The following is a 19873-nucleotide window of genomic DNA, read 5'->3' on the forward strand; positions in this document are numbered from 1 at the left end:
GGTGACCTCGGGCCTGGACTTCTACCTCGACCTCGGGGCGACCCTGCGGGTCGCCCTGTCCTCCCTGGCCGCCGTCGCCGCCGTGGTGCTCCTCGTGCGGGCGCTCGGCCGGCGCCACGGCTGGTCGCCGGGCACGACCGCGGCGCACACCTGGTCGGGGGCGACGGCCGCCGTGGCGGTCGTCTCGCTGCTGTGGATCGCGTGGGGCACCCGCACCCCGGAGGACTTCGGGTGGACGGCGTACGCCCCGCTGTCGAGCGGCCAGGGGGCGATGGCGTGGTCCGACCAGGACCCCCTCTCCCCCGGCATCGCGACGCTGGTCTGGCTGCCGTGCGTGATGGCGTTGCTGTGGTCGGTGCTCCACGTGCTGCGCTCGGGCACCGGTCACCCCGCGCCGCTGCTCGGGGTCCCGGCCGCCCTGGCGGTGCCCGCGCTGTGGCTGGTCAGCGCCCCGCTGCAGGTCACCAGCCTGTCGATCGGCGTCCTGGGCCTGCTGACCTGGGTCGGGCTGGCTGCGTGGCTGGCGGGACAGGCGCTGGTCGCGACCGGGCGCTCGTGGAGCGGCGACGTCGTCGTGTGGGTGGGGATCGCCCTGGTCGCGGCCGACGCCTGGCCGGGCTACCTCGGGCTGGTCTCGCCCGTGGTGGTGGGCGCGCTCGTGCTGCTGCAGCGCCGGCGCGCGGCCGGTCCGCGCAGCGCCCCCGCGGTCAGCTGACCCGCTTGGGCTTCCCGGGCGCGGTGGCGTCGGGGCGCCGCAGGTAGAGCGGCTCGGAGGACAGCAGCTCGACCGTGCCGGCCCGGACCGCCTCGGCGAGCACGGCGGCGGACGGCTGCTCGGGCCCCCGGGCGTCGCCGAACACCTCCGGGTAGAGCACCGCGCCCCGGCCGACGACCGGTCCGGCCACGTCCGCGTCGGCCGGTCGCACCACGACGGGTCCGGCGACGCGGCGGCCCCCGGCGTACGACGCGAGGTAGACCTCCTTGCGGCGCGCGTCGGTGGCCACCGAGAAGTCGCCCTCGAGGCCGTCGCGCACCGCCTCGGCCGCCAGCACGTCGAGGGTGCAGACGCCGTGGACCGGGAGGTCGCGCACCAGCGCCAGGGTGCGGGCGGTGACCAGGCCGACGCGCAGGCCGGTGAAGGGACCGGGGCCGACGCCGACGGCGATCCCGGTCAGGTCGCGCACGGTCGCGCCCGCCTCGGCCAGCACCCGCGCGATGCCGGGGGCGAGCATCTCGCCGTGGCGCATCGCCTCGTCGGCGTCGTGGGAGGCCACCACGCGGGTCCCGTCGTGGAGCGCCACGGTGACCCGGGACGTGGCGGTGTCGAAGGCGAGGAGCACGGCGTGAGCCTAGAAGACGAGCTCGCGCCAGCGCGGACCCACCGGGGTCAGCCGCAGGCGGCGCACGTCGTCGTCGGCCCGGGTCAGCTCCAGCTCCAGCCGGCTGTGGGCCAGCCCCTCCGCGAGCCCCCGGCCCCACTCCACGACCGTCACGGCCGTCTCGACGTCGGTGTCGAGGTCGAGGTCGTCGAGCTCGGCGCTCTCCCCCAGCCGGTAGGCGTCGACGTGGATCAGCGGCGGACCGTCGACCAGCGAGGGGTGGACGCGGGCGATCACGAAGGTGGGCGAGGTGACGGGACCCCGGACGCCGAGCCCCTCGCCGAGGCCCTGCGTGAGCGTGGTCTTCCCCGCGCCCAGGTCGCCGCTGAGGATGACCATGTCGCCCGGGCGCAGCAGCGAGGCGATCCAGCCGCCGAAGGCACGGGTGTCCTCGGGCGTGGGCAGGGTGCGCTCGATCGGGAGCAGCTTGAGCATGGTGAGGCGGTTGCCGTTGCGGCCCGCCTCGACGAAGCCGTAGCGCGCCCACATCGCGACCGTCTGCGGGAGCTCGACGCGGGCCTCGAGCTCGATGCCGCCGAAGTGGCGCTCGGCCGCGATCCGCATCGCCCGGGCGGAGAGCCGGTGGGCCACGCCGAGGCCGCGGGCCCGCGAGCGCACGCCGACCCGGCGCAGCCCCAGCATCCGGCCGCGCAGCTCGAACAGCAGCACGCCGACGGGGACGCCGTCGTGCTCGGCGAGCAGGCCGCCGTGGGCGTCGAGCGCCGCGCGCACCGACTCCACCGTCTCGTCGAGGGCCGTCGCCGGCGGGTCGAGCGGCGGGCGGGCACCGAAGGCCTCGTGGACCACGGCCAGGACGTCGGCCGCGCGGCTGCCGTCGACCTCGCGGATGACCAGGCCGTCGACCGGGTCGATGACGGGCTCGCTCAGGCGCCCGGTGGCGGGACGTGCGGTCGCGGGGTGCTCACTCACGGGCAGCCGCCTCGACCAGCTCCACGAGCGCGGCGTTGACCAGCGCCCGGTCCTCGAAGATGACCATGTGGCCCGAGCCCTCGGACTCGACCAGGGTGGCGTTCTCGATGATCTCGGCCATCTTGCGGCTGTGGCCGATCGAGGTCATCCGGTCCTTGGTGCCGCACACGATCGTGGTGGGCACGCTGCGGAAGATCGGCAGCTGCTGGAACTTGTCGAGCGCGGAGAAGTTGGGGAAGAAGGCCGCCAGCACCTCGAAGGGGGTGTCGGCCAGCATCTCGTCGAGGAACTCCACCTCGGCGGCCGGCACGTCCTTGTGGCCGAAGGCGAACATCTGCGAGACCAGGAAGCCGATGTTGGAGCCGCCGCGGCGGGCCGAGTCGACCAGCTCGGGAGCGCCGGCGAGCGCGGCCACCAGCCGGGGCGCGACCAGCTGGCCGAGGCCGTCGGGGATCCAGCGGCTGAGCGTGCGGTGCGGGCGCAGGCCGCCGGCGGTCGTCGAGATGAGCGCGACGCCGCGCACCCGCTCGTGGAACACCTCGGGGTGGCGCTCGGCGAAGGCGATGATGGACATGCCGCCCATCGAGTGGCCCACGAGCACCACGTCGCCGTCCGGCACCACCTGCTCGAGCACCCGCGCCAGGTCGTCGCCGAGCTGGTCGATGGTCACGTGCTCCTTGTCGGAGCGCTGCGAGCGCCCGTGGGAGCGCTGGTCGTAGAAGGCCATCTCGAAGCGGCCGCGGAAGGCGTCGCGCTGGAAGTGCCAGCAGTCCAGGCTCAGGGCGTAGCCGTGCACGAACACCAGCGTCGGGGCCGCCTCCGCCCGCTGCGGCGGGTCGAGCTCGTCCAGCTCGGCGTGCAGCACGACGCCGTCGTCGCAGGTGACCGCCAGCGGCGGCGAGTGCAGCGACCCGAGCTTGTCGGCCTCGGCGGCACCCTCGCGGCGGGCCTCGACCACCCGGCGCTCGACCACCACCCCGGCGACGAGGGCCGCCACCATGCCGGCACCGGTGCCGCCCAAGGTGTAGGCGAGGGATCGCTTGCTCACGTGTCCTCCTGACCGACCCACACCCGGGTCGCGCGGCCGTGCGTGCGGGCACCCATGCGGGTGACGATCTCGTAGCCGATGGTGTCGGACCAGGCGGCCCACTCGTTGGCGGTCGGCTCCCCCTGGGTCCCCGGGCCGAGCAGCAGCACCTCGTCGCCGGCCTCGCCCTCGGGCACGGAGACGACGAACTGGTCCATGCAGACCCGCCCGCGCACCGGCGCGCGCCGGCCGTCGACCAGCACCTCGGCGCGGGAGGAGGCGTGGCGCGGGACGCCGTCGGCGTACCCCAGCGGGACCAGGCCGACCCGCTCCGGCCCGGTCGCGACGTAGGTGTGGCCGTAGGAGACGCCGTCGTCGGCGGAGAGCTCCTTGGCCATCACCAGGCGGCCGCGCACGGTCATCGCGGCGAGCAGGCCGAGCTCGGCCTCGGTGACGACGTCGGGGGCGGGGCTGACGCCGTACGTCGCGATGCCGAGCCGCACCAGGTCGTGGCGGGCCGCGGGGTGCAGCAGCGCGCCCGCGGAGTTGGCCAGGTGGCGCACCTCCGGCCGCAGCCCCGCGTCGTCGGCCAGCGCGAGCGCCTCGGCGAAGGCGGCGACCTGGGCGGCGTTGGCGGGGTGGTCGGGTTCGTCGGAGCAGGCCAGGTGCGACCAGAGGCCAGTCACGACCGCGGTGCCCTCGTCCTCGGCGTGCCGGGCCCCGGTCACCAGCGCCAGCCAGTGGTCGCGGGTCGCGCCGCCCCGCGAGAGGCCGGTGTCGAGCTTGAGCTGCAGCCGGGCGGGGCGCCCGGCGCTGCGCGCTCCCTCCACGACCTCGTCCAGCTGCGCCACGGAGTACGCCGTGCAGTCGACGTCCGCGGCCACCAGCGGCGCGAAGTCGTGGCCGGGAGCGGCCAGCCAGCACAGCAGCCGGCCGGTGTCGCCGGCCTCCCGCAGCGCCAGCGCCTCGCCGGGGGTCGCGACGCCCAGCCAGCCGGCGCCGGCCTGGCGCGCGGCCCGGGCGACCTGGGCCATCCCGTGGCCGTAGCCGTCCGCCTTGACCACGACCATCACCTCGCCGGGCGACTCGGCGTCGGCCCAGACGAGCTCGCGCAACCGGCGGACGTTGTGGCGCACCGCCGCGAGGTCGACGACGACCTCGGCGTCCGCGCGGGGTCCCCGGGCGGGGTCGGAGGCGTCCATGGCGCGACCATCCTCCCACCCCGGAGCGGCTCAGGTGAGCAGCCGACGCACCGTCTCGGGGATGGCGTCCGCCACGCGCGAGGCGCTCAGCGGTCCCCCGGCGCTCGCCAGGGCGGCCGCCGCCCCGTGCACCCACGACCCGACCGAGGCCGCGTCCCAGGGGTCGAGCCCGGCCGCGAGCAGCGACCCGACCATCCCGGCCAGCACGTCCCCGGCCCCGGCGACGGCCAGCCAGGGCACCCCGCTCGTGGTCACCCGGACGGCCCCGTCGGGACGGGCGACGAGGGTGTGGCGGCCCTTGAGCACCACCACGGCGTCGAGCTCGCGGGCGGCGCGGCGGGCGGACCCCAGCTGGTCGGTCTCGACCTCGGCGCGCTCGACGCCGAGCATCCGGGCCAGCTCGCCGGCGTGCGGGGTCAGCACCAGGTCGCCCGGCCCCCGCCGCACGTGCTGCAGCGCGTCGGCGTCGACCACGGTCGGCACGCCGTCGGCCAGCGCGTCGGCCAGCGCCTGCTCGGCGTCGGCGTCGCCGCCCGAGCCCACGACCCAGGCCTGCACGCGGCCCTCGGCGACCACCACCTCCGGGTGCCGGGCGCGCACCGCGTCGGCGGCGGAGCCGAGGTAGCGCACCATGCCGGCCAGCCCGCTCACGGCCGCCGAGGTGCACAGCACCGCGGCACCCGGGTAGGTCGCGGAGCCGGCCCGGACCCCGACCACGCCGCGGGTGTACTTGTGGGCCGCCTCGTCGGGCCTCGGCAGCAGCGCCGCGACGTCGTCGGGCTGCAGCGCCTCGACGTCCGGCCCGGGCAGGTCCAGCCCCAGGTCGACCAGGTGCACCACCCCGCACGCCGCTGCGGCCGGGTCGACCAGGTGGGCGACCTTGAGGGTGCCGAAGGTGACGGTCAGGTCGGCGCGCACGTGGGGGCCGTCCAGTCGGCCGGTGTCGACCTCGACGCCGGAGGGCACGTCGACGGCCACCAGCGGCACGTCCTCCAGCCCGGCCAGCGCGGCGGTCGCCGCCTCGCGCAGACCCGGCCGCCCGCCGATGCCGACGATCCCGTCGACCACGACGTCGGGCCGGCGCGCCTCGGCCCGCTCGACCACCCGTCCCCCGGCCCGGCGCAGCGCCGCCAGCCCCTCGGCGTGCGCCTGCTCGGCGAGCAGGACCGCCTCGACGGACACCCCGCGGCGCGCCAGCACCGCCCCGGCCCACAGCGCGTCGCCACCGTTGTCCCCGGCCCCGACCAGCAGCAGCACGCGCGCGCCGTACGACGCCCCCAGGAGGTCGGCCACCGCCACCGCCAGCCCCGCTGCCGCCCGCTGCATCAGCGCCCCCTCGGGCAGCCTGGCCATCTGCTCCCGCTCCGCCGCCCGGACCTGCTCCACGGTGTGTGCGCGCCTCATCCCCCCAACCTACGAGTCGTGGGTGCCACCGGGCGCCCTGGCGCCCGCTCACCCTCACGACCCGGTTGCCTGTGGATCGCCGAGCGCGCCCTCGGCCCGGCTGCGCCAGGGTCTGGGCATGGACGACCTCGTCATCGCCCGACTCGCGACGGCCCAGGCCGGGCTGGTCGCCCGGCGCCAGCTGCGGGCCCTGGGCTGCGACCGCAAGCGGGTGCGCAACCAGGTCGCCGCGCGCCGCTGGGCCGAGCGCTCGAGCACCGTCGTCAGCACCTTCACCGGACCGCTGTCCCGGGAGGCGACGATGTGGCTCGGCGCCCTGCACGCCGGGGCGGACTGCGTCGTGGGCGGGCTGAGCGCGCTGGAGGTCCACGGCCTGCGAGGGTGGCACCGCGACGACGTGACCGTGCTGGTCGACGACGAGGCCGACGTCGAGCCGCTCCCCGGACTGGTCTTCGCCCGCACCCGGCGTCCGTTGCGACGCTTCCGCGACCGGCGCTCCGCACTCCCCCTGGCACGGGTGGAGCCGGCCGCGCTCCTCCTCGCCGGCTACGAGCGCTCGCCCCGCACCGCGCAGGGCCTGCTGGCCGCGACGGTGCAGCAGCGGCTCACCACCCCGACCCTGCTGCTGACCGAGCTGGCGGGCATGCGTCCGCTGCGTCGTGCGCCGCTGTTCCGCGCGACGCTGCGCGACCTGGAGGGCGGCGCCCAGTCGCTGGCCGAGGTCGACCTCCTCCGGGTGGTGCGGCGCTTCGGCCTGCCCCGTCCACGCCAGCAGCGCCGACGGCGCGACAGCCGCGGCCGGCTCCGCTTCGTGGACTGCGAGTGGGTGCTCGCCGACGGCACCGTGCTGGCGCTGGAGGTCGACGGGGCTTTCCACATGGAGGTGGAGCACTGGGAGGACGACCTGGCGCGGCAGCGGCGCCTGAGCGGCCCCGGTCGCGTCATCGTGCGCTGCAGCGCCCGCGAACTGCGCGACCGTCCCGAGGACGTGGTCGCCGACCTCCAGGCGCTCGGACTCCCGCGTCGTGGGGGCCAGAGGGCGTCCTAGCGCCCTCTCACCCTCACGACTCGAGGACGACGAAGGCCAGGGCGACGCCGGCGTCGTGGGACAGCGAGAGGTGGACGGTGGTCGCGCCCCGCTCGGCGGCCAGGGCGGCGACGGTGCCGCGCAGCTCGAACCTCGGTGCGCCGGCAGCGTCCGTGACGACCTCGGCGTCGTGCCAGGCCATGCCGTCCGGGCCGTCCGGGCCGTCCGGGCCGCCGGGGGCGCCGAGGGCCTTGGCCAGCGCCTCCTTGGCCGCGAACCGCGCGGCCAGGGACTCCGGGCGCAGCGCCGCCTCGGCGGGGGTGAACAGCCGGGCGCGGACCGTCGGGGTGCGCTCGAGCGTGGCGGCGAAGCGGGCGAGGTCGACCACGTCGGTGCCGATCCCGACGATCACGGCGCGACCGCCCCGGGCCTCACTCGACCGTGACGGACTTGGCCAGGTTGCGCGGCTGGTCGACGTCGTGGCCCATGACCGTGGCCAGCTCGCAGGCGAAGAGCTGGAGCGGGACGGTGGCCAGGATCGGCTGCAGCAGGGTGGGTACGACGGGCAGCCGGATGATCTCGTCGGCGTAGTCGTCGACGTCGTCGTCACCCTCCTCCACGAGCACCAAGGTGTGGGCGCCACGGGCCCGGATCTCCTGGATCGCGCTGACCATCTTGTCGTGCAGCTGGTCGCGTCCCTGGGGAGGCATCACGCAGAAGACCGGCAGCCCCTCCTCGATGAGCGCGATCGGGCCGTGCTTGAGCTCGCCGGCCGCGAACCCCTCGGCGTGGATGTAGGCCAGCTCCTTGAGCTTGAGGGCGCCCTCGAGGGCCACCGGGAAGCCCGCGTGGCGGCCGAGGAACAGCACCGACCGGGTGCCGGCGTGCTTGCGAGCCAGGGCGTAGACCGCCTCGGCGCCGTCGAGCACCTGCTGGACGTGGGCCGGCATCTTCTCCAGCTCGTGCACCACGGCGGCGATCTCGTCGCCGAACTTCGTGGCCCGCACCTGGGCGAGGTAGAGCCCGAGCACGTAGCAGGCCACCAGCTGGGTCAGGAAGCCCTTGGTCGAGGCGACGCCGATCTCGGGGCCGGCGTGGGTGTAGATGACCGCGTCGGACTCGCGCGGGATGGTGGAGCCGTTGGTGTTGCAGATGGCCAGCACCTTGGCCTTCTGGAGCCGGGCGTAGCGCACCGCCATCAGGGTGTCGGCGGTCTCGCCGGACTGGCTGATCGCGACCACCAGGGTGTTGCTGGTGAGGATCGGGTCGCGGTAGCGGAACTCGTGGGCCAGCTCGACCTCGCACGGGATCCGGGTCCAGTGCTCGATGGCGTACTTCGCGACCAGGCCGGCGTAGTTGGCCGTGCCGCAGCCGATGATGACGATCTTGTCGACCTGGCGCAGGTCGTGCTCGCTGAGCCGCAGCTCGTCGAGCTGGAGCTGGCCGTCGCCGGAGTGCCGGCCCAGCAGCGCGTCGCCGACGGCGCGGGGCTGCTCGAAGATCTCCTTGCGCATGAACCAGTCGAAGCCGTCCTTCTTGGCGGCCGAGAGGTCCCAGTCGACGTGGTAGCGCTTCCCCTCCGCCGCGTTGCCGTCGAAGTCGGTGACCTCGACGCCGTCGGCGGTGATGGTCACGACCTGGTCCTGGCCCAGCTCGAGCGCCTCGCGGGTGTGCTCGATGAAGGCCGCGACGTCGGAGCCGAGGAAGTTCTCGCCCTCGCCCAGGCCGACGACCAGCGGGGAGTTGCGGCGGGCCGCGACCACGCGGGAGGGGTCCTCGGCGTCGACCGCGACGAGCGTGAAGGCACCCTCGAGCTGGCGGCAGGCGGCCTGCATCGCGAGCGTGAGGTCGTCGGTGCGCAGCAGCTCGGTCTCGAGGACGTGGGCGGCGATCTCGGTGTCGGTGGCCGACAGCATCGAGTGGCCGGCGGCCTCGAGCTCGGCGCGCAGCGGCCGGAAGTTCTCGATGATGCCGTTGTGGACCAGCGCCACGCGGCCCTTCTGCCCCTGGTGGGGGTGGGCGTTAAGGTCGGTCGGGGCGCCGTGGGTGGCCCACCGGGTGTGGCCGATGCCGGTGCTGGAGGGGGGCAGCGGGTGCTCGGCCAGCGCCTGCTCGAGGTTGGCCAGCTTGCCGGCCCGCTTGTCCGAGGCGATGGTGCCGCTGTCGATGACCGCGATGCCCGCTGAGTCGTAGCCGCGGTACTCCAGGCGGCGCAGCCCCTCGATCACGACGTCACGGGCCTGCTGGTGGCCGACGTACCCCACGATTCCGCACATGGGCGACATCCTAGGCGGGTACGGCGTCCAGCCCCGCCTCAGCGGCCCGGCTGGTCCAGGCCCTAGGGTGCGCACATGTCGAACGGCTCGCACGCGAGCGAGAGCTCGCCGTACGTCGAGCTCGAACGCCAGGCCTGGGCCGCGCTCGGTCGTGCCACCGAGCAACCCCTCACCGACGTCGAGATCGACCGGGTCAAGGGCCTCGGCGACCAGCTCGACCTCGACGAGGTGCAGCAGGTCTACCTGCCGCTCTCGCGGCTGCTGAGCCTGTACGTCGGCGCGGCGGGCCAGCTCCACCGCAGCCAGGAGGAGTTCCTCCACCGCACCCAGCCGCCGCGCACGCCGTTCGTCATCGGCCTGGCCGGGTCGGTGGCCGTCGGGAAGTCGACGACCGCCCGCGTGCTCCAGCACATGCTCGCCCACTGGCCCGAGCACCCGCGGGTCTCGCTGGTCACCACCGACGGCTTCCTGCTGCCCAACGCCGAGCTGCGCGAGCGCGGCCTGCTGCACCGCAAGGGCTTCCCGGAGTCCTACGACCGCAAGGCGCTGCTCAAGTTCGTGGTCGACATCAAGTCGGGCAGGGAGGAGGTCGAGGCGCCGACCTACAGCCACCTGGTCTACGACGTGGTGCCCGACGAGAAGGTCGTCGTCCGCAGCCCCGACGTGGTCATCATCGAGGGCCTCAACGTGCTGCAGCCGGCCCGCACCCGCGAGGACGGCAGCACCGGGCTGGCGCTGAGCGACTTCTTCGACTTCTCGGTCTACGTCGACGCGGCGACCAGCGACATCCGCCGGTGGTACACCGACCGCTTCCTGCGGCTGCGGGAGACCGCCTTCCGCGACCCGCAGTCCTACTTCGCGCGCTACGCCTCGCTCTCGCACGACGAGGCGGTCTCCGAGGCCACCCGGATCTGGGACGACATCAACGGCCCCAACCTCAAGCAGAACGTCCAGCCCACCCGCTCGCGCGCCACGCTCGTGCTGCGCAAGGACCACGACCACTCGGTGCGCTGGGTCCGGCTCCGGAAGCTCTGAGGGCGACCGGTGCTCCACCTGCGCCTGCGCGTCCCGAGCGGGCAGACCGACGAGGTCGTCGACCTGCTGGCCGCCGACCCCACCGTGACCAACCTGGTGGTGGTGCCCCACGGGTTCCGCAAGCCCGAGGGCTGCCTGGTGCTCGCCGACGTGGCCCGCGAGAACGCCACCGCGGTGGTGGGCCGGCTCCGCGACCTCGAGCTGCACCGGCACGGCTCGATCAGCATCGACGAGGTCGGGACGCTGCTCTCCCACGCCGCCGACGAGGCCGAGCGGGTCGCGCCGGGCGCCCCGGACGACGGGGTGGTCTGGGTCTCGGTCGAGCAGCGGCTGCGCGACGACTCGCGGCTGTCCTGGGCGTTCGTGGCCTTCATGACCCTGGCGACGCTGATCGCGGGAGCGGGCCGGATCCTCGACCAGCCGATCCTCATCGTCGGCGCCATGGTCGTGGGCCCGGAGTTCGTCCCGGTCGCGGCGATCTGCTTCGCGCTCGCCCGGCCACGCCCCTCGCTGCTGCCGCGCGCCCTGCTCGCCCTCGGCGCCGGGTTCGGGATCGCCGTCGCGCTGGCGACCGCGCTCTGGTCCGTGGCGTACGCCGCCGGCGGGTTCACGCGCACCCAGGCCGGGACCGGCGAGCTGACCGACTTCATCGTCAGCCCCGACGCCTGGTCCTTCGTGGTCGCCGTGCTGGCCGGCATCGCCGGCACCCTGTCGCTCACCACCGCCAAGTCGGGGCCGCTGGTCGGGGTGTTCATCTCGGTCACCACCATCCCCGCGGTCGGCACCGTCGCCGTGTGCCTGGCCTGCGGCATCTGGGGCGAGGCCGCCTCGGCGCTGCTGCAGCTCGGCATCAACCTGGTCGGCATCCTGCTCGCCGGCACGCTCACGCTGCTGGTGCAGCGGCTGGTGTGGTCGCGGGTGGCCGCCGGGTCGCGCGGGCGGGTGCTGCCGCGATGAGCGAGCCCCGGCACACCCGCTGGGAGCGGATCGAGGACACCCTCGCGACGCCGTACGTCCGCACCTTCACCGAGCGGCTCGACGCCGGCGAGGACGTCGACGGCGAGGCCCGGCTGGCCGACGTGCTGCTCCCCCGCCGGGCGCGCGTGCTCGACGCCGGCTCCGGCCTCGGCCGGGTCGCCGAGGCGCTGCGACGGCGCGGCCACGACGTGACCGCGGTCGAGAAGGACCCGGCCCTGGTGGCGATCTCGCGCGAGCGCTTCCCCGAGGTGCCCGTGGTCGAGCGCGACCTGGTGGAGCTGGTGCCGGGCGTGCTGGAGGCGGTGGGCCGGCCCACGGCGTACGACGCGGTGGTGGCGGTGGGCAACGTCGTGGTCTACCTCGCCGACGACACCGAGGTCGAGGTGCTGCGGCGCTGGCGCGACCTGCTCGTCGACGGCGGGTGCGTGCTGCTCGGCTGGCACCCGGTGGCCGGCCCCGAGCACAGCCGCGACTACCCGCTGGCGCTGCTGCGCGAGCACGCCGCGCAGGCCGGGCTGGTGGTCGAGCACGTCTTCGGCGGCTACGGCCTGGAGCCGGTGGGCGAGGACTACGTCGTCGCCGTGCTGCGGTAGCGGCGCTCGGGGCGACCGGCGCCGCCGTACTGCAGCCGCACCTGCGCCTCGCCCGTGGTGACGAAGTGCTCGAGGTAGCGGCGCGCGCTGACCCGCGAGAGCCCGAGCTGCTCCCCCGCCTCGGCCGCCGACAGCTCGGCCCCGCCGCGCAGCGCCTCGAGGACCAGCTGGCCGGTCTCGGAGCTGAGCCCCTTGGGCAGCGCCGTGGGGGCCCGGGAAGCGGGCGCGGCGGTGCCGAAGAGCCGGTCGATGGTGTCCTGGTCGGTGGGGCCGGCGTGCAGCTCGCCCAGGGCCGCCGCGACCTGGGTCAGCCGCGCGGCCAGGTCGTCGTGGTCGAAGGGCTTGACGAGGTACTGCAGGGCGCCGCCGTGCAGCGCGGTGCGGACCGCGTCGGCGCCGCGCTCGGCGGTCACCATCACCACGCCGGTCTGGCGGCCCTCGGCGCGCAGCCGGGCCAGCACCTCGAGACCGCTGATGTCGGGCAGGTGCACGTCGAGCAGCACCAGGTCGGGCCGCAGCTCCTCGACCAGGGCGAGCGCCTCGGCACCGGTGCGGGCACTGCCCACGACCTCGAAGCCCGGGGTCCGGGCGACGAAGCGCTGGTGCACGCTGGCCACCATGAAGTCGTCGTCGACGACGAGCACGCTGATCGGGCCGGTCACGCGGTCCTCCCGGACGAGTGGGACGGGTGCGGGGCAGGGGTCGGGCCCGGGGTCGGGCCTGGGGTCGGGTCGGCCGGGTGGACCGAGCGCGGCAGCCGCACCGAGAACACCGCGCCCCGGCCCTGGTGGACCTCGATGCTCCCACCCCGCTGCGCGCAGATCAGCCGCACCAGCGGCAGCCCGATGCCGCGCCCGCCGAGCACCTCGGGCTTGGTGGAGAACCCGCGCACGAAGATCGCCTCGCGCAGCTCCTCGGGCACGCCCGGCCCGTTGTCGGCGACCTCGACGTGGAGGAACGACATCCCCGCCTGCAGCGAGACCGTCACCTCGGCGTCCTCGCGGCCGCTGCAGGCGTCGACGGCGTTGTCGACCAGGTTGCCGAGCACGGTGGTCAGGTCGGCGGAGTCGCCGGGCGCCAGGGCGGGCAGGGCGGAGTCCTCGGTCAGCTCCAGGCACACGCCGCGCTCGTCGGCCACGCTCGACTTGGCCAGCACCAGCGCGGCCACGGCCAGGTCCTGGATCCGCGCGGTCACGAAGTCGGAGGTCTCGGCCCGCCGGCGCGCGAGCGTGCCGACCAGGGCGCGCACCTCGTCGTACTCCTCCAGCTGGACCAGCCCCGAGATGGTGTGGAGCTGGTTGCTGAACTCGTGGGTCTGGGCCCGCAGGGTGTCGGTGATCGACAGGTTGGACGACAGCTGGCTCTGCAGCGAGACCAGCTCGGTGCGGTCGCGCATCGTGGTGACGGTGCCGATGCGGCTGCCGCGGCTCGAGGCCGTGCGGCGGTTGAACACCAGGGCGCGGTCGGCGACCACGGCGACGGTGTCCTCGTCGGCGGCGGCCGACCCGTCGAGCAGCGAGACCACCTGGTCGCCCAGGCCCAGCTCCGCGAGCGGCCGGCCCACGGGGTCCTCCTCGAGGCGCAGCAGCACCAGCGCCGCGTCGTTGACCATGGTGACGCGGCCGTCGGTGCCGACGGCGAGCACGCCCTCGCGGATGCTGTGCAGCAGCGCCTCGCGGTGGTCGGCGAGCCGGGAGATCTCCGAGGCGCCCAGGCCGCGGGTGCGGCGCTTGACGACCTGGGAGACGACGTAGGTGCCGAGCACGCCCAGCAGCGTGCCCAGGCCCAGGAACAGCGCCAGGTCGGCGGCGCTGGAGGTCAGCCGCTCCCACACCGAGGGGTACTCCAGCTCGACCAGGACCAGGCCGACCAGCTCGCCCTCCTCGCCGTCGTCGTCGGCGAGGACCGGCGCGTGCGCGGCCACGACCGTGCGGCCGCCGGACTCGCGCAGCCCCGACCAGCCGCGGCCCTGCTGCACGTCGCTGCCGGCGAGGTCGGCGCGGCCACCGAGGCGCAGCGGGTCGGAGCTGACCAGGACCTCCCCGCTGGTGTCGGTGATGTCGATCTCGTCGGCCCGGGCCAGGCTCAGCGCGGACTCCAGCGCGGGCGCCAGCTGGTTGGCCGTGTCGCGGGCGGCGACGCCGGTGGCCGGGTCGGCGACCTCCTCGAGCTTGGTGCGCACCTGGCTGGAGTCGGCGACGTACTCCGCGACCGAGCGCACCCGGGCGCCGGCCTGCTCCTCGAAGGTCGCGCCGGACTGGCGCAGCGAGATCACCGCGACGAGCGCGAGCACCCCGACGACGACCGCGAGCTGCAGCACCAGCACCTGCGCCGCGAGGCTCGGGTCACGGCGTCGACCCGACGTGACGCTGACCACAACGACCACAACCTCCATTGCTTCCGCAAGCGTGACGGGCGCCACATCCGCGGGACATGCTCCCACGGAACTCACCGAGGAGGTGCTCCCAGGATGACCGTCACCCTGTTCCCCCGCCGCTCCCAGACCACCCGTCGTGGCCTGCGCGCCGCCCTGGCCACCGTCAGCGTCGTCTCGCTGGCCGCCCTGACCGCGTGCGGCGGTGTCACCTCGTCCGGTGGCGGCGACGCGAGCGGCGACCTGGCCGACCAGCGCCTGCGCATGATGATCCCCAACGCCGCCGGCGGCGGCTACGACCTCACCGGCCGCGCCGCGGTCAAGGTGATGGAGGACGACGACATCACCGGCCGCTTCGAGGTCAGCAACGTCGAGGGCGCGAGCGGCACCGTCGCGATGCAGCGGCTGCTCAACGAGAAGGGCTCCGACGACCTGCTCATGACCATGGGCCTGGGCGTCGTCGGCGCCGTCTACACCAACAAGTCCGACGCCACCGTCGACAAGGCCGTGCCGATCGCCCGCCTCATCGAGGAGCAGGAGGCGATCCTGGTCCCCAAGGACTCCCCCTTCAAGACCGTCGACGACTTCGTCGAGGCCTGGAAGGCCGACCCCGACAAGGTCATCGTCGGCGGTGGCTCGGCCCCCGGTGGTCCCGACCACCTGTTCCCGATGCAGCTGGCCGACACCGTGGGCGTCACCCCCAAGGACGTCGCGTACGTCGAGTACGACGGTGGCGGCCCGCTGACCACCGCGCTGCTGGGCTCCAAGATCGACGTCGGCATGTCCGGCCTGGGCGAGTTCGAGGGCCAGATCGCCGACGGCTCGCTGCGCGTGCTCGCGGTCTCGGGCGACGAGCGCCTCGAGACCGTCGACGCCCCGACCCTGTCGGAGGAGGACATCGACCTGGTCTTCACCAACTGGCGCGGCGTGCTGGCTCCCCCCGGCATCGACGACGCCACCCGCGAGGCCTACGTGAAGGCCTTCGAGGAGATGCACGACACCCAGGCCTGGAAGGACACGCTCGAGAAGAACGGCTGGGCCGACAACTTCGCCACCGGCGAGGAGTTCGAGTCCTTCCTCGACGAGCAGAACGACCGCGTCCGCACCACGCTCACCGACCTCGGTCTGGCCTGAGCACACCGCACCACCCGGTGACGTCGGGCGGCCCCACCACCGGGGCCGCCCGGCCCCCCGCTCCACCCCGGCGGGCCCGCCCCGCCGGCTCACCCACCGGCTCACCACTGGTCGACCGAGGAGGTCCCGCCATGTCCGAGCAGCTCCAGTCCCCACCGCAGGTGTCCACCGGCACCCGCGTCGTGGACACCGCGCAGTACGTCATGGCGGCCTTCCTCGCCGTCGTCGGCGGCTACGTCGTCCACAACGGCACCCAGCTCCGCGGCGGCATGTCCGCGGACTTCCTGCCCCCGTCCACCTTCGCCTACGTCATCGGCGGCGTGCTGCTGGTCCTGGCCGTGCTGCTCGCGGTCGCCACCGCCCGCGGCGACGTGGCCGAGGCCGAGGAGGGCGAGGACGTCGACCTCAGCGACGGCACCGACGTGCGCACGCTGCTGCTGCTCGTCGCCGTGCTCGCGGTCAACGTGTTCTTCATCGAGACCCTCGGCTGGGCCATCAGCGGCGCCATCCTGTTCACCGGCGCCGCCTGGGTCCTCGGGAGCCGTCACTGGGTCCGCGACGTCGCCATCGGCGTCGCGCTCTCGGTCGGCACCTTCTACGCCTTCTACGTCGGCCTGGGCGTCCCGCTCCCCGCCGGCCTCCTGAACGGAGTCCTGTGACATGGACCTGCTCCTCGACGGGTTCGCCACCGCGCTGACCCCCACCAACCTGCTCTTCGCCGTCCTGGGCGTGCTCCTCGGCACCGCCGTCGGCGTGCTCCCCGGCATCGGCCCGGCCATGACCGTGGCGCTGCTGCTGCCCGTGACCTACAGCGTCCCGGCCGACAGCGCGCTCATCATGTTCGCCGGCATCTACTACGGCGGCATGTACGGCGGCTCGACCACCTCGATCCTGCTCAACACCCCCGGTGAGTCCTCGTCGGTCATCACCGCCCTCGAGGGCAACAAGATGGCCAAGAACGGTCGCGCCGCCCAGGCGCTGGCGACCGCGGCCATCGGGTCCTTCGTCGCCGGCACCATCGGCACGGTCCTGCTGATCGTGCTCGCCCCCACGGTCGGTCCCCTGGTCGTCCAGCTCGGCGCCCCGTCGTACTTCGCGATCATGCTGCTGGCCCTGCTGGCCGTCACCGTCGTGCTCGGCTCCTCCAAGCTGCGCGGCTTCATCGCGCTGTTCCTCGGCCTGGCGATCGGCCTGGTCGGCATGACCAGCGGGCAGCCCCGGATGACCTTCGGCTTCGCCGAGCTCTCCGACGGCATCGAGATCGTCGTGGTCGCGGTCGCCATCTTCGCCCTGGGCGAGGCCCTGTGGGTCGCGGCCCACCTGCGCCGCAAGCCGCTGGAGATCATCCCCGTGGGCCAGCCCTGGATGAGCAGGGCCGACTGGGGCCGCTCCTGGAAGCCCTGGCTGCGCGGCACGGCGTTCGGCTTCCCCTTCGGCGCGCTGCCCGCCGGCGGTGCCGAGGTCCCGACGTTCCTGTCCTACGTCACCGAGCGTCGCCTCTCCAAGCACCCCGAGGAGTTCGGCAAGGGCGCCATCGAGGGCGTCGCCGGTCCCGAGGCCGCCAACAACGCCTCCGCCGCCGGCACCCTGCTCCCGATGCTCGCGCTGGGCCTGCCGACCACGGCCACCGCAGCGGTCATCCTGGTGGCCTTCGAGAGCTACGGCCTCCAGCCCGGCCCGCAGTTCATGTCGCAGAACGAGTCGCTGGTCTGGGCGCTGCTCGCCAGCCTGTTCGTCGCCAACACGCTGCTGCTGGTGCTCAACCTGCCGCTCGCGCCGGTCTGGGCCAAGCTGCTGCAGATCCCCCGGCCCTACCTGTACGCCGGCATCCTGTTCTTCGCCACGCTGGGCGCCTACGCCGCCGGCACGTCGTCGTTCGACCTCGGCCTGCTGCTCGTCCTGGGCGTGCTCGGCTTCGCGATGCGCCGCTTCGGGATCCCGGTGCTGCCGCTCATCATCGGCGTCATCCTCGGCCCCCGCCTCGAGGAGCAGCTCTCCGAGGCGCTCGAGATCTCCCGCGGCAGCTACTCCACGCTGTGGGGCGAGCCGGTCGCCGTCGCGGCGTACGTCGTGATGGCGGCGCTGGTCGCCGGCCTCGTCGTCGCCCGGCTCCGCTCGCGCAGGAACACCACCGCTCCGGCCACCGAGAAGGACGAGGTCCACGCATGAGCATCGTCGTCGCCTACACCCCCGACGCCTACGGAGAGGCGGCCCTCGACCACGGTGCCGCCGAGGCGCTGCAGCGCGACACCGCGCTGGTGGTCGTCAACGCCACCAAGGGCGACGCGCTGGTCGACCCCCGCTACGCCCACGAGGACCAGATCGCCGCGATCACGAGCAAGCTCGAGTCGGCCGGCCTCGACGTCACGGTGCGCCACGAGGTGGTGCCCGACGTCGCCCAGGCCGTGCTCGAGGTGGCCCGCGAGACCGAGGCGACCATGATCGTCGTCGGCGTCCGGCACCGCTCGCCGGTCGGCAAGGCCCTCATGGGCAGCGTCGGGCAGCGGATCCTGCTCGACGCCCGCTGCCCCGTGCTGGCGGTCAAGCCCGACGCCTGAGCGCGCAGCGCCGCTCCTGATACCGACGGCCGCACCTGGTCCTGACCAGGTGCGGCCGTCGTCGTGCTCCCCCTCCCCCGGGCGCCGGACGCGGCCTAGCGTGCGGGGGCATGGCCACGATGAGCATGAACACGGTGATCCACGCGGCCGTGCGCCGCGACCTCGGCCGCCTCGAGCGCGCCCTCGACGACCTGGCGCCCGGCGACACCGCCCGGGCGGCCGAGCTGGCCCGCGCCTGGGCCCACTTCCGCGAGCAGCTCGACCACCACCACCGCTCCGAGCACGAGGTCGTGTGGCCGGCGCTCACGTCGTGGGGCGTGGACCCGGCGCTGCTCGCCCAGATGGACGCCGAGCACGACCTGATGGCGGCCGCCCTCGCCGACGCCGACGCCGCGGTCGGGACGCTGCGCGGTGACGCGTCGCCACGGTCCCGCGACCACGCCCGGGAGGCCGTGCGGCGGCTGCACCGCGTCACCGCCGACCACCTCGAGCACGAGGAGCGCGAGCTCGAGCCGCTGCTGCTCGGCGGCTTCGAGGGCAGCCCCGAGGCCGCGGAGATGGACCGGCGGCTGCGGGCGGGCGGGCTCGGTCGCGCCGCGGTGCTGATGAGCTGGCTGGCCGACGGCGCCGGACCCCGGGAGAGCCAGGCGCTGCGCGAGCTGGTGCCGGCTCCCTTCCGCGTGCTCCTGATCGGCGTGATGGGCCGCGGCTACCGCCGCGAGGTCGCCAGCGTCTGGCGCTGACCGGCAGCGGGGCGGGGCGGGTGGGGCGGGGCTAGGTTGGCCGGACCCTCACCCTCGGGAGCGACGATGACCGACCGCACCACACCCCCCTTCCGCGCCGACCACGTCGGCAGCCTGCTGCGGCCCCGCCCGCTGCTCGACGCGCGGGCGGAGCACGCGGCGGGCCGGCTCGACGACGAGGGGCTCCGCGCCGCCGAGGACGCGGCGATCGCGGACGTCGTGCGCCTGCAGGCCGACGCGGGGCTGCGGACGGTGACCGACGGGGAGTTCCGGCGCACGTCGTGGCACATGGACTTCATCCACGCCATCGAGGGCATCCACCGCACCGAGGAGCAGCTCGAGGTGCGGATGCGCAACGCCTCGGAGGACCGCTCCTTCACCTCGGCCGGCCTGGTCGTCGACGCCCCCGTGCGGATCGAGCAGCCGATCTTCGGCGAGGCCTTCACCCACCTGCGCGCGCTCGCCCCCGCGGGCACCACGGCCAAGCTGACGATCCCCTCGCCGAGCATGGTCCACTACCGCGGCGGCCGGGCCGCGATCGACCCGAGCGTCTATCCCGACGAGGACGCGTTCTTCGACGACCTCGCGGCGGCGTACGCCCAGCAGCTGCGGATGGTCGCCGACCTCGGCTGCACCTACCTCCAGCTCGACGACACCAGCCTGGCCTACCTCAACGACCCCGCCCAGCGCGCGGCCGTCACGGACCGGGGCGGCGACGCCGACCACCAGCACGAGCGCTACATCCGCACCCTCAACCAGGCCCTCGCCGGCCGTCCGGCCGGCCTGTCGGTGACCACCCACCTGTGCCGGGGCAACTACCGCTCCTCGTGGGCGGCCTCGGGCGGCTACGACTTCGTCGCGGAGGCGCTCTTCGGCGGCCTCGACGTCGACGGCTTCTTCCTGGAGTACGACGACGAGCGCTCCGGCGGCTTCGAGCCGCTGCGCTTCGTGCCCCCGGGCACGCAGGTCGTCCTCGGCCTGGTCACCACCAAGAGCCCGGTCCTGGAGTCCAAGGACGACCTCAAGCGCCGCATCGACGACGCCGCGCGGCACGTCCCCCTCGAGCAGCTCAGCCTCTCCCCCCAGTGCGGCTTCTCCTCCACCGTCGAGGGCAACGACCTCACCCTGGACGACGAGGTCGCCAAGCTCCGGCTCGTCGTCGAGGTCGCCGAGGAGGTCTGGGGCTAGCCCACGACGAGCGGCGGGGGCCGGC

Annotated in this window: 20 protein-coding genes; 11 read left to right on the plus strand and 9 right to left on the minus strand. The window is 74.5% G+C overall.

The genetic code is table 11. The features are described 5' to 3' along the window. Position 1: 1 nt before the first annotated feature. A complete protein-coding gene (locus BLU55_RS10425) occupies positions 2–715 on the plus strand; it encodes a DUF1295 domain-containing protein (protein ID WP_091729268.1) in 714 nt (237 codons plus the stop codon). Here the strand turns inward: BLU55_RS10425 and tsaB are convergent. The 5 genes from tsaB to BLU55_RS10450 are packed head-to-tail and all read right to left on the minus strand — an operon-like array spanning position 708 to position 5942. Next, the gene (gene tsaB, locus BLU55_RS10430; protein WP_091729271.1) at positions 708–1340 is read right to left on the minus strand and encodes a tRNA (adenosine(37)-N6)-threonylcarbamoyltransferase complex dimerization subunit type 1 TsaB; all 633 of its coding nucleotides are present in this window, start codon (positions 1338–1340) and stop codon (positions 708–710) included. The genes BLU55_RS10425 and tsaB overlap by 8 nt on opposite strands. 9 nt (positions 1341–1349) lie before the next feature. Then, positions 1350–2309, minus strand: a complete 960-nt coding sequence (gene tsaE / locus BLU55_RS10435; RefSeq protein ID WP_231916822.1) for a tRNA (adenosine(37)-N6)-threonylcarbamoyltransferase complex ATPase subunit type 1 TsaE — start codon at positions 2307–2309, stop codon at positions 1350–1352. After that, entirely contained in the window at positions 2302–3357 is a 1056-nt protein-coding gene (locus tag BLU55_RS10440) for an alpha/beta fold hydrolase (protein WP_091729273.1), read from the minus strand. The genes tsaE and BLU55_RS10440 overlap by 8 nt, the downstream gene beginning before the upstream one ends. After that, the gene (alr, locus tag BLU55_RS10445) at positions 3354–4538 is read right to left on the minus strand and encodes an alanine racemase (RefSeq protein WP_091729276.1); all 1185 of its coding nucleotides are present in this window, start codon (positions 4536–4538) and stop codon (positions 3354–3356) included. The genes BLU55_RS10440 and alr overlap by 4 nt, the downstream gene beginning before the upstream one ends. Before the next feature lie 30 nt (positions 4539–4568). Then, entirely contained in the window at positions 4569–5942 is a 1374-nt protein-coding gene (locus BLU55_RS10450; RefSeq protein ID WP_091729278.1) for an NAD(P)H-hydrate dehydratase, read from the minus strand. A 118-nt stretch (positions 5943–6060) separates the two neighbouring features. On the opposite strand from BLU55_RS10450, the gene BLU55_RS10455 reads away from it, so the two are divergent. After that, entirely contained in the window at positions 6061–6990 is a 930-nt protein-coding gene (locus tag BLU55_RS10455) for a PDDEXK family nuclease (RefSeq protein ID WP_091729282.1), read from the plus strand. A gap of 13 nt (positions 6991–7003) precedes the next feature. Here the strand turns inward: BLU55_RS10455 and BLU55_RS10460 are convergent, their stop codons facing one another. Then, positions 7004–7381, minus strand: a complete 378-nt coding sequence (locus BLU55_RS10460) for a holo-ACP synthase (protein ID WP_091729284.1) — start codon at positions 7379–7381, stop codon at positions 7004–7006. 19 nt (positions 7382–7400) lie between these two features. Next, positions 7401–9245 (minus strand): glutamine--fructose-6-phosphate transaminase (isomerizing), encoded by a 1845-nt coding sequence (glmS, locus tag BLU55_RS10465; RefSeq protein WP_091729287.1) that lies wholly within the window; start codon positions 9243–9245, stop codon positions 7401–7403. A gap of 75 nt (positions 9246–9320) precedes the next feature. On the opposite strand from glmS, the gene coaA reads away from it, so the two are divergent. From coaA to BLU55_RS10480, 3 genes are read left to right on the plus strand one after another with little or no spacing between them, the layout of a single operon-like run. Then, the gene (gene coaA / locus BLU55_RS10470; protein WP_091729290.1) at positions 9321–10280 is read left to right on the plus strand and encodes a type I pantothenate kinase; all 960 of its coding nucleotides are present in this window, start codon (positions 9321–9323) and stop codon (positions 10278–10280) included. A 9-nt stretch (positions 10281–10289) separates the two neighbouring features. Continuing rightward, positions 10290–11237 (plus strand): DUF389 domain-containing protein, encoded by a 948-nt coding sequence (locus BLU55_RS10475; protein ID WP_091729292.1) that lies wholly within the window; start codon positions 10290–10292, stop codon positions 11235–11237. Continuing rightward, positions 11234–11851 (plus strand): class I SAM-dependent methyltransferase, encoded by a 618-nt coding sequence (locus BLU55_RS10480; protein ID WP_091733750.1) that lies wholly within the window; start codon positions 11234–11236, stop codon positions 11849–11851. Before BLU55_RS10475 ends, BLU55_RS10480 begins: the two co-directional genes overlap by 4 nt. Here BLU55_RS10480 and BLU55_RS10485 read toward each other — a convergent pair. Further along, on the minus strand, positions 11827–12513 hold the full coding sequence (locus tag BLU55_RS10485) for a response regulator (protein ID WP_231916823.1): 687 nt from the start codon (positions 12511–12513) through the stop codon (positions 11827–11829). The two genes, BLU55_RS10480 and BLU55_RS10485, sit on opposite strands and share 25 nt — an antisense overlap. Next, positions 12510–14228: a sensor histidine kinase gene (locus BLU55_RS10490; RefSeq protein WP_197680956.1), complete on the minus strand. Its 1719-nt coding sequence runs from the start codon at positions 14226–14228 to the stop codon at positions 12510–12512. Before BLU55_RS10490 ends, BLU55_RS10485 begins: the two co-directional genes overlap by 4 nt. A 93-nt stretch (positions 14229–14321) precedes the next feature. On the opposite strand from BLU55_RS10490, the gene BLU55_RS10495 reads away from it, so the two are divergent. From BLU55_RS10495 to BLU55_RS10520, 6 genes are all read left to right on the plus strand, one after another. Next, a complete protein-coding gene (locus BLU55_RS10495) occupies positions 14322–15359 on the plus strand; it encodes a Bug family tripartite tricarboxylate transporter substrate binding protein (RefSeq protein WP_091729297.1) in 1038 nt (345 codons plus the stop codon). A gap of 131 nt (positions 15360–15490) precedes the next feature. Further along, positions 15491–16018, plus strand: coding sequence for a tripartite tricarboxylate transporter TctB family protein (locus BLU55_RS10500; protein ID WP_091729300.1), 528 nt, complete (start codon positions 15491–15493; stop codon positions 16016–16018). Between the two features lies 1 nt (position 16019). Next, the gene (locus BLU55_RS10505; RefSeq protein ID WP_091729302.1) at positions 16020–17528 is read left to right on the plus strand and encodes a tripartite tricarboxylate transporter permease; all 1509 of its coding nucleotides are present in this window, start codon (positions 16020–16022) and stop codon (positions 17526–17528) included. Continuing rightward, positions 17525–17917 carry a universal stress protein gene (locus BLU55_RS10510; protein ID WP_091729305.1) on the plus strand — a complete coding sequence of 131 codons (393 nt, stop codon included), beginning with the start codon at positions 17525–17527 and terminating at the stop codon, positions 17915–17917. Before BLU55_RS10505 ends, BLU55_RS10510 begins: the two co-directional genes overlap by 4 nt. Before the next feature lie 110 nt (positions 17918–18027). Beyond that, positions 18028–18660, plus strand: a complete 633-nt coding sequence (locus BLU55_RS10515) for a hemerythrin domain-containing protein (protein ID WP_091729307.1) — start codon at positions 18028–18030, stop codon at positions 18658–18660. A gap of 66 nt (positions 18661–18726) precedes the next feature. Then, positions 18727–19848 (plus strand): 5-methyltetrahydropteroyltriglutamate--homocysteine S-methyltransferase, encoded by a 1122-nt coding sequence (locus BLU55_RS10520; RefSeq protein WP_091729310.1) that lies wholly within the window; start codon positions 18727–18729, stop codon positions 19846–19848. The last annotated feature ends 25 nt before the right edge of the window (positions 19849–19873 follow it).

It is taken from the genome of Nocardioides scoriae (assembly GCF_900104965.1).
Lineage (GTDB): Bacteria > Actinomycetota > Actinomycetes > Propionibacteriales > Nocardioidaceae > Marmoricola > Marmoricola scoriae.